12 protein-coding genes and 1 pseudogene are annotated in these 13812 nt (G+C 46.6%); 6 read left to right on the top strand and 7 right to left on the bottom strand.

Translation table 11 applies throughout. The features are described from left to right. Window positions 1-127 precede the first annotated feature (127 nt). From AC3B4V_RS12915 to AC3B4V_RS12900, 4 genes are all read left to right on the top strand, one after another. Window positions 128-457 (top strand): hypothetical protein, encoded by a 330-nt coding sequence (locus tag AC3B4V_RS12915; RefSeq protein ID WP_035395686.1) that lies wholly within the window; start codon window positions 128-130, stop codon window positions 455-457. Beyond that, entirely contained in the window at window positions 454-1677 is a 1224-nt protein-coding gene (locus tag AC3B4V_RS12910) for a glutathionylspermidine synthase family protein (RefSeq protein ID WP_488378648.1), read from the top strand. The genes AC3B4V_RS12915 and AC3B4V_RS12910 overlap by 4 nt, the downstream gene beginning before the upstream one ends. Further along, complete coding sequence (locus AC3B4V_RS12905) at window positions 1674-2309, top strand: Rossmann-fold NAD(P)-binding domain-containing protein (protein WP_058704374.1); 636 nt, start codon at window positions 1674-1676, stop codon at window positions 2307-2309. Before AC3B4V_RS12910 ends, AC3B4V_RS12905 begins: the two co-directional genes overlap by 4 nt. A 239-nt stretch (window positions 2310-2548) precedes the next feature. Further along, window positions 2549-4042 carry a peptide MFS transporter gene (locus AC3B4V_RS12900; protein WP_047390672.1) on the top strand — a complete coding sequence of 498 codons (1494 nt, stop codon included), beginning with the start codon at window positions 2549-2551 and terminating at the stop codon, window positions 4040-4042. Between the two features lie 44 nt (window positions 4043-4086). On the opposite strand, the gene AC3B4V_RS12895 is transcribed toward AC3B4V_RS12900, so the two are convergent. Next, window positions 4087-5343, bottom strand: coding sequence for a purine/pyrimidine permease (locus AC3B4V_RS12895; RefSeq protein ID WP_231681714.1), 1257 nt, complete (start codon window positions 5341-5343; stop codon window positions 4087-4089). 173 nt (window positions 5344-5516) lie between these two features. On the opposite strand from AC3B4V_RS12895, the gene AC3B4V_RS12890 reads away from it, so the two are divergent. After that, on the top strand, window positions 5517-6212 hold the full coding sequence (locus AC3B4V_RS12890) for an alpha/beta hydrolase (RefSeq protein ID WP_064300700.1): 696 nt from the start codon (window positions 5517-5519) through the stop codon (window positions 6210-6212). A gap of 106 nt (window positions 6213-6318) precedes the next feature. Here the strand turns inward: AC3B4V_RS12890 and AC3B4V_RS12885 are convergent, their stop codons facing one another. The 5 genes and pseudogenes from AC3B4V_RS12885 to AC3B4V_RS12865 form a co-directional block, all read right to left on the bottom strand. Next, the gene (locus AC3B4V_RS12885) at window positions 6319-7254 is read right to left on the bottom strand and encodes a carbohydrate kinase family protein (RefSeq protein WP_488378647.1); all 936 of its coding nucleotides are present in this window, start codon (window positions 7252-7254) and stop codon (window positions 6319-6321) included. Next, the gene (locus tag AC3B4V_RS12880) at window positions 7241-8083 is read right to left on the bottom strand and encodes a PRD domain-containing protein (RefSeq protein ID WP_231681717.1); all 843 of its coding nucleotides are present in this window, start codon (window positions 8081-8083) and stop codon (window positions 7241-7243) included. Before AC3B4V_RS12880 ends, AC3B4V_RS12885 begins: the two co-directional genes overlap by 14 nt. A 127-nt stretch (window positions 8084-8210) precedes the next feature. Then, window positions 8211-9623 carry a sucrose-specific PTS transporter subunit IIBC gene (locus AC3B4V_RS12875; RefSeq protein ID WP_373952530.1) on the bottom strand — a complete coding sequence of 471 codons (1413 nt, stop codon included), beginning with the start codon at window positions 9621-9623 and terminating at the stop codon, window positions 8211-8213. Window positions 9624-9793: 170 nt separating this feature from the next. Further along, window positions 9794-10597 (bottom strand): endonuclease/exonuclease/phosphatase family protein, encoded by an 804-nt coding sequence (locus AC3B4V_RS12870; RefSeq protein ID WP_023469729.1) that lies wholly within the window; start codon window positions 10595-10597, stop codon window positions 9794-9796. Window positions 10598-10683: 86 nt separating this feature from the next. Next, window positions 10684-12344 (bottom strand): annotated as a pseudogene (locus AC3B4V_RS12865) (PTS transporter subunit IIBC). A gap of 263 nt (window positions 12345-12607) precedes the next feature. Between AC3B4V_RS12865 and AC3B4V_RS12860 the strand changes: the two are divergent. Beyond that, the gene (locus AC3B4V_RS12860) at window positions 12608-12889 is read left to right on the top strand and encodes a helix-turn-helix domain-containing protein (protein WP_064300699.1); all 282 of its coding nucleotides are present in this window, start codon (window positions 12608-12610) and stop codon (window positions 12887-12889) included. 434 nt (window positions 12890-13323) lie between these two features. Here AC3B4V_RS12860 and queF read toward each other — a convergent pair whose 3' ends face one another. Further along, the gene (gene queF / locus AC3B4V_RS12855; protein WP_023469726.1) at window positions 13324-13812 is read right to left on the bottom strand and encodes a preQ(1) synthase; all 489 of its coding nucleotides are present in this window, start codon (window positions 13810-13812) and stop codon (window positions 13324-13326) included.

Raw genomic sequence — 13812 nt, 5'->3', positions numbered from 1 at the left:
TCTATAGATACTATTACCACATTGAAGGAAAAAAAGTTCCGACAGAACAAAGAAACTTTTCTCTCCAAAAAAGCGTATACTATCCATAACGAGAGTAACAGGAAAGGGGACTGAGACGGTGAATTGGATGAAACAAGCGACACTAGCTGCAACACTGTTGATCGGAACGACACTAAGTGGGTGTGGATCGGATGATGCACGAGCGGAACGACCAGATGATCCGGATTGTGATGACTATGAGTATGATAATGATGAAGGCGTTTGGTACTGTGATGATAGTTCATCAACCCATTCAGGATACTATTACTGGGGCGGTAGTTATTTCGCATCACGTGCCTTGATGCATAGTGCGATGCGAACAAAAGGGTATACGCCGAAATCAAAAGAAGTAAAGAGTTATAACACGAAGACAAAGGGATTCGGAACAGGCTCATCTTCCGGCTTTTTCGGCGGATGAACAGACGACAAACCTTTTACGGAGACATCGATCGTTTTTGGGATGTGCTAGACGGGGAACCGTACGCTGTGACGGAAATCATGCCCATCTCGGACGAACGAATCGATCAACTGCATGATGCGGCGCAAGAAGTTTACCGGATATTCGAAAGAGTGCTTCCGATTCTTCGATCGATGGATGATGAGGCGCTGCTCGAGCTTGGCTTCCCGTCTGAGAGTCTCGCTTTTTTACGACTCGAGACGATGCGACCGTTGACCGTCATCGGACGCTTTGATTTCATTGCGACGGCAGATCGTATCTCACTCATGGAATGGAACGCGGATACGCCGACTTTCATTAAAGAAGTATTTGAAGTCAATGATGTCGTAGCGGAAAAACAAGGTTTTGAACGGGTCAACGATGGGGAAAACAAATGGCTGAAGGCAACTGTCCGTCGTGCGATCGAAGCCGCGATACATCGGACGAAACAGCATCCGCATGTCGTCTTCACCTCACATGGTGACCACATCGAGGATCGATTGACGGCTGAGTATTTGCAGTCGTTTTGGAGTGATGCGACCTATTGTCCACTTCATGCATTAGAGATTCGTCCGGAAGAAGGTCTGTACGATGAGGATGGTAAAAGAATCGATATCTTATATCGTCAAACCTTTCCGATCGAGATGGCCTTACTTGACCGGGATGAAGACGGAAGAAATTTAGGACAATTACTCCTGCAACTCGTCGAGACAGGGCGACTCGAAATCATCAATCCGCCGTCTGCCTTTTTAATGCAAGCCAAGTCGGTTCTTGCATTGATCTGGATGTTGCATGAAGCCAATCATCCGTACTTGAGCGAAACGGACCACATGACGATTGCGCGTTATTTTTTACCGACGTACTTATCCGCTGATCCATTCATTTCAAGCCAGCGATCATTCGTTAAAAAACCGATTTTCGGGCGTGAGGGAGATACCGTGACGGTCCATGATGGACAAGGACATATCATGTTAAAGAACGAACAGCATACGTTTCGTGATCAACCGGCTGTTTATCAAGCGTATCAAGAACTACCGACGTACTCACTTCAGGAAGAGGGAGAAGTCGCGTATATGTACGGTGTCTTTATTTTAGGAGGAAGACCAAGTGCGATCGGTGTACGTGCCGGAGAACGGATCACTGGAAACCGTTCCTATTTCGTACCCATTGGTCGACAGCATGAAGGAGGGAGAAACGTATGAGAGCAGCAATTTTAGGAGCATCTGGTCTAGTCGGACAAGAACTCGTCGATCGTTTGTTGGCAGAAGATGCATATAGCGAGGTACATGTTCTCGTTCGCCGCCCGATGCGCCGTTTTCATCCGAAATTGGAAGAATGGGTGATTGATTTTGATCGTGTGACAGAAATTGAACTACCTGTCGTCGACCATGTCTATTGTGCACTGGGCACGACGATCAAACAAGCAGGATCGCAAGAGGCATTTCGTTTGGTTGACTACACCTATCCGATTGAACTTGGTCGTGAATTGTTAGACCTCGGGGCGACAAGATTTGCCTTGATATCGGCGCTCGGTGCCCATCCGAATGCGAAAACCTTCTACAATCGCGTAAAAGGGGATACGGAAAACGGATTACGTGTACTGGGGTATGACGCGTTATTGATTTTTAGACCATCATTGTTGCTAGGGGATCGAGATGAATTCCGCTTAGGCGAACAAGCGGCTGCGAAAATTTCGACGGTTTTACGCCCCTTGTTGAAGCGGAGCGCCATTGCTCCGATCGAAGCTGGTCAAGTCGCTGCGGCGATGATCCGTGAAACGTTACATGCACCGCCTGGAATTACAATCATTGAATCGAAACAGATGCAATCCTGAGCAGTCGAGTAGTCGACTGCTCTTTTTGTTATTCTTGTAACGTAAATAATATTTGACTCATCAAATGATTTGCGGTTGAATGGTAAAGTGCTGTCTCATATATAAAAAAAGAAGTGAGACAATTCAGGCAAAACAGTGTATTCGTATCCTATCTGTTTCGTCACGCTTATCGTTTGGGGAAAGCGGGAAAAGATGATGGATTATGCACTTATTTAGGATTGATGAAAGGAGCCGATCATATGGCAGAGTTTGATCGCGATCAGGTCTATAAGACCGTTCCGCAAAAAGGATTCTTCGGGAATCCGAAAGGGTTGTTCACCCTCTTCTTCACTGAGTTTTGGGAGCGTTTCTCCTACTATGGCATGCGTGCCATCCTTATCTTCTACATGTACGATTCAGTTGCCAACGGTGGTCTAGGTATCGATAAGACGACAGCTGCGTCAATCATGGCCGTTTATGGTTCGCTCGTCTACATGTCAGGGATCATTGGGGGATGGGTAGCTGACCGTTTACTCGGTACGTCACGGACTGTCTTCTATGGTGGTATCTTGATCATGCTAGGGCATATCGTCCTTGCTTTACCAGCAGGCATTACAGCCCTCTTCATCTCGATGGGACTTATCGTTATCGGTACTGGTTTCTTGAAACCGAACGTATCGAATATCGTCGGTGATTTGTACAGCAAGACGGATAACCGCCGCGATGCTGGTTTTAGTATCTTCTACATGGGGATCAACGCTGGTGCATTCCTCTCACCACTCGTCGTTGGTGAAGTGGCTGACCGCGGTGGATATCACGCTGGTTTCGCACTCGCTGCCATCGGGATGTTCGCAGGACTTGTCGTCTTCGTCTTGACGAAAAAGAAAAACCTTGGTCAAGCGGGTACGTACGTCTTGAACCCATTAAAAGGGGACGAGAAAAAACGTTTCATCACGATCGCATCAATCGTTGTCGTAGTGATTGCTGTACTCGGTGTCGTTGCATCGATGACAGGACTGTTGACGATTTCTCGTTTTACTTTAATGGTCACGATTCTCGGGATCTTGATTCCGATCGCTTACTTCACAGTCATGCTTCGTAGTCCAAAGATCACGGATGATGAGCGCTCACGTTTGATTGCGTATATTCCGTTGTTCATCGCAGCAGCGATTTTCTGGGCAATCCAAGAACAAGGTTCATACGTCCTCTCAATCTTCGCAAGTGAACGGACGAACCTTTCATTCTTAGGATTCGAGATTCAACCGGCATTCTTCCAATCGTTGAATCCGCTCTTCATCATTGTGCTAGCACCTGTGTTTGCGAGCTTCTGGGTCAAACTCGGTGACCGTCAACCAACGACGATGCAAAAGTTCTCGTTTGGTCTTCTGTTCGCTGGACTTTCGTTCATCGTCATGACACTACCAGGTATCCTGTTCGGTGTGGAGACGTCAGTTAGTCCACTCTGGCTTGCACTGAGCTTCTTCCTCGTCGTAATCGGTGAGCTCTTCTTGTCACCAGTCGGTCTATCGGCAACAACAAAACTGGCGCCGGCTGCCTTCTCAGCGCAAACGATGAGTCTGTGGTTCTTGACGAACGCAACGGGTCAAGCGGTCAACGCACAAATCGTTAAATACTACACGAATGACACGGAGATTTTGTACTTCGGTATCACGGGTATCGTTGCCGTCATCTTCGGATTACTTTTGTTCGCTTTCGCACCAAAACTTCAAAAATACATGCGCGGTATTCGCTGATGCATGAAAAAAGACGCTTTCTCGATCGAGAAAGCGTCTTTTTATTAATCATTCGTCCGGATATGGCGTAACCCTTCTGCGAGCAAGGCGACCAATGTTCCGAGGACGAGACCGTTTGACATCAGGGTCGTCACGAGTGGCGGTAAATCGGCCGTTGCTCCTTTTGGTAGTAACAACGCACCGATGCCGACAAGGACCGGGAGACCGACCGTGATCATCGCCGTTTGACGATTCAAGTCGCGGGCTGCTTCCGTGACGCCGATGATTGCCATTCCGGCAACGATCGGTGCGACCATCGCATAACCGACAGCGACGGGGATTTTAGCGATCAATCCGACGAATGGTGTCACGATACTGAGGAAGAGACAGGTGATATTCGCATAGACGAACGCTTTGCGGTCCGTGTTATCTGTTGAAGCAATGAACCCAGCCGTTCCGGAAATGGCGACAGGACCCACCGTACCGAACAGACCAGCGAAGAGTTGTCCGATACCAGCCGTGATACCAGCTGTTCCGACTTGTCCTTTGACGGTTTCACCACGCTTGGCACTGATGATCCGTTCGATGACCTTGATGTTCGCTAAGACGTTCGTCATTAACAACAACGAGATGATGAGAGCTGTCGGTAATAAGCTCCAGTCGACATGAATACCGCCGAACGGCAATAAACTCGGTAAAGTGAACAGTGGACCATCGAAACTTGGCATCTCGGCACGACCGATCAATGCAAACATGCTCCAACCGACGAGTAGCGTGATTAATAAAGCGTACTGGCGTAAGCGATCACTTCGTTCTAAATAAAGCGAGATCAAGACCGTCAGAATCGAGATGACGGCAGGTAATACTTGAATTCGTCCATCCTCGATATTGAGCAATCCTTTCATGACGGATCCGGACAGTTGTGCCGACAGCAGTAGCATGTAGACACCGATGACTTGCGGTGTAAAAAGAGGGACTAAGCGCCGTAATACACCCGTCATCGTCAAGACGATACAGATGATACCGCTGAGTAGGAGTAAGAATCCAAGCGACTGTAACGTATTTGAATAACTGCCGTACAATGTGACACCAATCGATGAATAGAGGGCAAATACACCCCACCAAATTCCAGCAGGACCTTCCATGATCGGTAGACGGTGTCCGAGCAGGACTTGAAAGAGACTTAAGATGGCAAATACGAATAGACAACGAGATAAGAAGGAAAGCGTCTCGGCACCCGAGAGTTCAAACGATGCTGCGATGGCAAGGGGCGGGGCAATGTTAGTACAGATGATGAATAAAAACCATTGAATCGTAGACACAAGGGTACGCGGCAAAACGTGAATCTCCTTTCGAAAAAACAATATTGGTTTCATCTTAAACCAATTCATGAAAAAGCGATAGGGATGCTTACAATGACTGAAAATTCTAATATTTGTTTTCATATGTGATTTAACACATAATATGAGGTATAACGGTAACGGGAGGGAATGAAATGAAAAAATGGAGTATAAGAATCATTGGAACGATTGCTGCGCTGTTGGCACTGCTCGTATTTGCATTCATGATCTGGGCGCAGTTCGATTATGATGCATCTCCCCAAGCGATATCTTACGTGGAGACAGCTACACCACGTGAAGTGACATTTGGAAAAAAGACGAGTGACGTCGGATTCATCTTTTATCAAGGGGCAAAAGTCGATGCAGCGGCCTACAGTTATTACGGCAAGCAACTAGCGAAAGACGGGCACTTCGTCGTCATCCCGAAGCTACCGTTTCGGATTGCGTTGCTTGACTCAAGCGAAGGACTCGATGTCATCGAGGAGTATCCACAGGTCAAAAAGTGGTATCTGATCGGTCATTCGCTCGGTGGAAGCGCAGCTTCGACGATCGTCGAACAACATCCGAAAATTAAAGGAATCGTTTTCCTCGCGTCCTATCCGATTGATTCGATTGATGTGCCCTCGTTGACGATTTATGGTGGACGAGATGGTGTCTTACCAGTCGCTGATATCGAAAAAAGTAAACAGGACGTTCGAAAAGATGCCGTATTCCATGAAATCAAGCAAGGGAACCATGCGAACTTTGGTATGTACGGTCGACAAAAAGGGGATAACAGCAGCCCATTAACGCCAAAAGAACAACAGGACGAGTCGTTAGATGAAATCAAACGATTTATCGATACACCTTAATCAATTCTCTAGTGAATAAACGACTCATCAATCAAATGAAAAGGATGGAGAGATTCTGGCACTGGGTCCGGAATCTCTCCATCCTTATTTCTACTGAGTCATCGATTCAATTCAAGCGATGAGCGACTTCGTCGAGCGTTGGCAAAGCAGCCATCGCTCCTTTGACGGAAGCAGCAAGTCCGCCTGAAATCGCTGCGAATCGACCGATGTCGCGAAGTTCATTTTCAGACCAATCAAACGAAAAATCGCGTAACGCGCACTGGTAGAGTAAACCGGACATGAAGGCATCTCCAGCTCCTGTCGTATCGATTGCGTCGACCGTAATCGCATCGATGACAGCCATCGCACGATCCGTATAGAGAATCGATCCTTCACTTCCTCGCGTGATGGCAAGAAGACGAATCGGATATTCAGCTAACAATTCAGCAGCCCCGTCATCAAGATTCGTTTGTCCAGTTAGAAACGTCAATTCTTCCTCAGCGAGTTTGACGATTTGTGCATCCGGTAGGACAGACCGGATCGTCGTCCGTGCTTCGTCAAGATTCGGCCATAACGACTCTCGTAAGTTCGGATCGTAAGAGACTGGTACTTGGTGCGCTTTTGCACGTGCGATGGCTTTTCGTGTCGCGTTGACGGATTCTCCAGTGATCAAAGAGATCGAACCGATGTGTAATAAATCGACGGACGTGAAATCCTCCGGTACATGTGTTTCGTGGAATTGCATATCAGCGCGCTCCGCGTTGATGAACTCGAACGACCGCTCTCCATCCTGACCGTTCGTAACGAGCACAAGTCCTGTTTTTTGCGTCGAATCGTGGACGAGATGATCGGTACGAACACCATAATGATGTAACGTATCTTTCAAGAAGTGTCCCATCGAATCATCACCGACAGCTCCAAGAAAATAACTATCAGCGCCTAATCGAGCGAGTCCGACAGAGACATTGGCAGGAGCACCTCCAGGATTTTTTTGAAACGTCATGTTTTCAGCATCAAGAGGAATCAAATCAATCAATGCTTCCCCTAAACTAAAGATTTTCATACGTAGAACTCCTTTCAAGATCCGGACGAATCCGTTCGATGTGTAAAGCCATATAGCCGATTTCTGATTCAGGTACACGTGTATCGAGTTCGACAGTCAACCAATTGCCCATTTGACTCGCACAGGCATAAGCCTCAGCATAACGTGTTTTGACGGCAGATAAAATCACATCATCCATGTCGTGTAAGGTTTCTCCTTGTTCAATCCGGGCGAGGACCAATTTCATGTGCGTAAAGAAACGATAATACGTCATCGATGAGGTCTCGATCGTTTGTCCAAAAAAGACTTCGATCTGTTCACGTAGTTCATTGAGTAACGTAACCGTCTGCAACGCAGTGGCCATATTCGGATGCGTTTGGCGTGCATTGTATAAGTGAAGCGCGATGTTCGCAGCTTCTTCTTTCGGTAGCGTGACCTGTAAGGCACGCTCGATCTCAAGAACTGCCCATTCTCCAATCGCATACTCCGGTCCATACAAAAGGCGAATCTCTTCTGCCAATCGATTATGCACGACGAGTTGTTCACGTGCTAATCGTACGGCATGAGCAAGGTGGTCCGTCAGACTGACGTGAATATAGTCATGAAACGGCGTTTGGAGCTCGCCTTCTGCATGTGAGATGATGCGTTCCGATAAATCAATGATCTCAAGTGGTGTCGTTGTCAGAATCTCTTTGAACTGTTCTGCATTTTCAAATGAAGGGATGAACATTTTTTCGATCTTCGTCGCTTGAATCGGATCTTTTTTCTTTTTTCCAAAAGCAATGCCTGGTCCCATGACGATGCGTTCCTGTCCATTTTCTTTGACGACAACAGCGTTGTTATTGAGGATCTTATGAATAATCAGCCTGACGTCCTCCTTTCCGATCTTTTCTTTTATTATAAAGCGAACTTCAGCGCTTTGCGAACCGACAAATGCGACCACCGAGCCCGAGGACTCGGTTTGGTCGCATGAAGGATTAAGCAGCAACGTCCGTTTCTTTTTGTTTCCGTGCATCGAGACGCATCAAGACGACAGTCGAGATGAAAGCAGTGACGACTGCAATGGCGAACCCGACGAGATAGTTGATCAAGTTTGACGCACCGAGTGGCGCGACGATCGCAATCATCGGAATTCCAGTTAATCCATAAGCGTTCGCAGCGACTTGTGTCAAGACGACATAACCGCCACCGATCGCACCACCAATGGCACCACCGATGAATGGTTTTCCAAGACGTAAGTTGACACCGTAGATGACGGGTTCTGTGATTCCGAGAAATGCTGAGAACGCAGACGGTAGGGCGAGTGCTTTGAGTTTAACGTTCTTCGTCAAGAAGTAAACGGCAAGTCCGGCACCACCTTGAGCGACATTCGCCATCGACCAAATCGGTAAGAGGAAGTTCTTTCCGATACTCTTATCTGCAAGTAATCCTGCTTCAATAGCATGGAAACTATGGTGCATCCCTGTGATGACGATTGTCGAATAAAGTCCACCGAAGAGAAGACCGGCGACGACTGAGAACTGTTCATAGAAGAAGACGAGTACGAATGAAATGCCTTTTCCGAGTAACGTTCCGATCGGACCAATGACGATCAATGCCAGGAATCCAGTGACGAGAACCGTAACGAACGGTGTCACGAGTAAGTCAAGCGTTTCGGGTGTCCGTTTCCGGACTTGTTGTTCAATCTTTGCCATGACCCAAACGGTTAAGAGAACCGGGAAGACCGTTCCTTGATAACCGATCAACTCGATGTTCATTCCGAGGAAATTCATGACTTCCGGATCACTATTACCGAGCGTCCAAGGGTTTAAGAGGGACGGGTGTGTCATGATCCCCCCGATGACGGCACCGAGGTACGGGTTCGCACCGAATTCACGGGCTGCCGAGAAACCGATCAGGATCGGTAGGATGATGAAGGCAGAAGACGAGAACATATCCAGTAGTTGGACGATCGGTGAATCACCGTCAACCCAACCGAAGGCCTTGATCATACCGAGTAATCCCATCAAGAGACCGGCTGCGACGATTGCCGGAATGAGTGGAACGAAGACGTTCGAGAGCGAGCGGGCAAGACGGGCGAACGGATTTAATTTTTGCGATGCAGCCTTTTTAACGTCGAGTGGTTCTTCTCCATCGACCTTTACACCGGCAAGTGGTGCAAACGCAGCAAATACCTTGTTGACGGTACCGGTTCCAAAGATGATTTGGTATTGACCAGAACTTGAGAAGGCGCCGCTGACACCATCTAAGTCTTCAAGTGCTGCTTGATCGACCTTTGATTCATCATGCAAGACAAGACGTAAACGCGTCGCGCAATGAGCAGCAGTGATGATGTTCTCGCGTCCACCGACGAGTTCGAGCACACGTTTAGCAGTTTGTTGATAATCCATCGGAAAAGTCCTCCTTTTTCATGAAACGTGCTGAATGAGACAAAAAAAAGGCAAGACCGAACAACACCTCTCCTAACGAGGTGTCATTTCGGTCTTGCCAGCCGTACTGTCACAATCCGCACTATTGATTTGATTTCATCTTAAAGGAGAAAAGAAAGCGTTGTCAATACTTAATGTTCATTTTTTTGAATCTGAATATCGACCTCAACACCGTAGTGATCGGAAACGACGGGACCGTGAATCCCATCGAATACGACCCCGACACGTTCGACGTCAATTTTCCGATTCGATAAGACGAGATCGATCCGCAATCCTTGTTGATTGTCTTCCCATCCATCGATGTTGCCATTGATCGTCTCAATTCCGACCGTTTCCTTAGCTAGCAGGAAGACGTCGTGTAATCCTCGTTGCATCATATAGTCATAACCTGTATTTCGTTCTAAGGCATCGTTGTTGAAATCACCGAGGAAGAATGTCCATTCGAGTGGATCCATCCGGGCCATCAAATGATTGAATTGTTCCTGGAACGGTTCGACTTCATCTGCCCACCAGCCAAGATGGCATGTATTGAACGTAATCGGTGTACCGTCGACTTGGATCGTCGCACGGACGATTTTTCGCGATTTCCAATCGAATGTATCTTGACTGCGGCTGACATAATAACTGTCCGATTTTAAGATTGGGTGTTTCGTCAAAAGAGCGAGTCCTTCTTCATACTTATCATAGCCGATATGAGCAAAATCCCAGACGAGGGAGTAGGTTTGACCTTGTTCTTTTAACGCTTGCTGGATTAAATAGGCAAAGTTATCGTTGCGCACATCATCATAGACGATGGGTGTATCCATCAATTGACTCACTTCTTGCAGTGCGACGACATCATAATCTTGAGCGAGAATTTGTTGAACGATCTGGTTTAATTTTTCGAGTGGCTGTTCTTCCTGCCACGAATGACAGTTTAGTGTGAGTAGACGCATGAGTGGTCCTCCTGATTTTTCAAATAAGAAAGGTGAAACTCTTATAAAAGAGCTTCACCTTTAGGTAGTTCCCTAATCTCGCAGGTTTATGCGCCGATCCGGTCTTGGATATCTGATTTTAAGATATCGGCTTTTGGACCGTAGATGGCTTGCACGCCATTGTTCTTAAGGATCAGACCAAGTGCACCGTTTGCTTTCCAGTCTGCTTCTTTTGCAACAAGCGCTGGATCTTTGACAGTGACACGAAGACGCGTCATGCAGGCATCGACGTCCTCGATGTTTTGCTGTCCACCAAGCAAATCGATGATTTGTGAAGCTTGCGAACCGTCGGCAGGAGCTGATGTCGCAGCAGCCTCACCTGAAGCTTCAGTTGTAGATACGTTGATATCGTCAAGATAGTTCCCGTTACGACCTGGTGTCGCATAGTTGAACTTCTTGATGACGAAACGGAACGTGAAGAAGTTCAAGAAGAAGAAGAACACACAGACACCGATGAAACGAATTAAATCACCAATTAATCCAGCTTTTGCAATCAATGGAATCCGCGTCAAGAGTTCGATCGCACCGAATGCGTGAATCCGAAGATGCATGACATCTGCTAGTGCGAAAGCAACACCCGTGAGCACAGCATAGATGACGTAAAGAACAGGAGCGATGAACATGAACATGAATTCGATTGGCTCCGTGACACCTGTCAAGAAAACTGCAAGTCCAGCAGATAAGAAGACAGGTTTGTATGCTTTCTTCTTATCTTCATCAACTGACATGTACATTGCGACAGCGATACCGATCAATGAAGCAAGTGATGTGACGACTTGTCCTTCTTTAAAACGAGCAGGAACGACACTGTTGATCAAGTTATTGTATCCTTGTGTGTTGCCGGCTTGTTTTAAATTAACGAGGTCAGTGATCCAAGCTAACCAAAGCGGATCTTGACCAGCAACCGTCGATCCTTGAGCAGCACCTGTCAGGATTTTGTACGTTCCACCGAGTTCCGTGTAGTTCATCGGGACAGTCAACATGTGATGAAGACCGAACGGAAGTAATAGACGCTCGAGTGTACCGTATACGAACGGTGCAATGATCGGTGCAGAATCACGTGAAGAGGCAATCCAGCGACCGAAGTCATTCAATAAGCCTTGAACGAACGGCCAAACGAGTGATAAGGCGAATGCTGCAACGACTGATCCACCAATGACGACGAATGGTACAAAACGTTTTCCGTTGAAGAATGCAAGCGCATCTGGCAATTTACTGAAGTTATAAAATTTATTAAAGAGAACGGCACCAAGGAAACCAGAGATGATTCCGACGAATACTCCCATGTTGAGAGCAGGTGCCCCTAAAACTGAAGTGAAATAATCTTTTACGATGAGCTCAGAACCAAGCAATGAATCAACCGTTGCTTTTGGGTCCGCGATCATGTCAGCGTTGACACCGAAGATAGCTCCTGTGACACGGTTGATCAAAATGAAGGCGAGTAACGCTGCGAACGCACCACCAGCACGTTCTTTTGCCCATGACCCACCAATCGCGACGGCGAATAAGACATGAAGGTTCGTAATGATAGCCCAACCTAAATCTTCAACGATTCGAGCAATCGTTTGCATTAACGCGATATCGCCTCCATACATGCCGATCAGTTTCCCGACCGAGATCATGATTCCTGCAGCAGGCATAACCGCGATGACGACCATCAAGGCTTTACCGAGTTTTGCCAAAAATCGAACGAAATAGCATTTTTCAAGATCATTCACTCCTTTTGTATCTCTTTTTCTCTAATATGTGTGTAAGAACAGTGCAATAATGTAAGCGATTAATGCAACCGTTTGCATATAGAATTGTAAGCGATAACTTTTTAAAAAGCTAGTGTTTTACAAGAAAAATATTTGAGATTTTATTTTGATTAGAAATTGATAGTTCGGAAAGGTATTCAGATTTTAAAAAAGTGGGAATAAGACTACAGTGAACGTTGTTTAGTTTTAAAAGAAGAAAGGATGTTTGAAGCGGATGAAAGAAGGGATTCAACCGATCGGACAGTACGGACAGCGGATTCGTACATTACGAGAACGTCATCAGTTAGATCAAAATACATTAGCAGCGTTAACTGAGACGACACCTGAGATGATCCAGCGTATTGAAAGTAGCATTGCCCATCCCTCATTTTCAATGATTGAGCGACTGGCCCGTGTTTTACATGTCCCTTCGGATCACTTAATTCGGCATATCTGGCCACCTGAGGTCATCCGTCAGCATGATAGCCCGTCCTTGATCGACCTTCCATCTAGTTGATGAGCATCAAAAAAGAGGAACAAGGGGATTTCTTCTTGTAGATTGTAGACAAATGGGCTGACTCAAAAAATGACGCGTCTTTTCACGCCCTTTCCTCAGGCGAGACACAAGCCAGTTTTCCCACTCTATTCGAGCAGAAAAACGGGTCTTGTTTGTCTCTGACAGCGCAAAATCGCGCTTTTCCTGTAGGAGTGGCGTGTAACGCGTCATTTTTTTATATCGAAAGAACAATCAGAGTAGCGCTTTGTTCACTCGGCATCGATTCCTTGGGAAAAACAAGCAAGAGCGACCCTGCAGCGAAGTGAAGCGGCGCGATGCTTGTCCCAGGAAAACGATTCGAGACGAACAAAAAAGCGCAATCCTTCTCGTTAGAGAAAAATTGCACTTTGTCTTCAGTCTCAAAGGGGTTTCCCCTTGTCCCTCTTTTAGTCTTCTTAACGATTATCGATCGTTTCAGGATAGAGATCGTGATTGAATAAACGATGCTCTGCCATTTGTTCGTATTTTGTACCAGGCTTCCCGTAATTGTAGTACGGATCAATTGAGATTCCACCGCGTGGCGTGAATTTGCCCCATACTTCAAGATAGCGAGGTTCCATCAATTTCACGAGATCTTTTCCGATGACGTTGATGCAGTTCTCATGAAAATCACCATGGTTACGGAAGCTGAATAAGTACAACTTCAGTGATTTTGATTCGACGAGTTTTTCGTCTGGGATGTACGAGATGTAAATCGTCGCGAAGTCCGGTTGATTCGTGATCGGACAAAGACTCGTGAACTCTGGTGCATTGAATTTCACGAAGTAATCATTTTCCGGGTGACGGTTCGGGAATGCTTCGAGAACTTCTGGTTGGTATTCAAAAATATACGGTACGGCTTTTTGGCCGAGTAACGATAAGTCGTTTAAGTCTTCAGGTCGCAT

The organism is Exiguobacterium sp. E17S (assembly GCF_057772545.1).
This window is presented reverse-complemented; position numbering and strand designations above follow the sequence as displayed.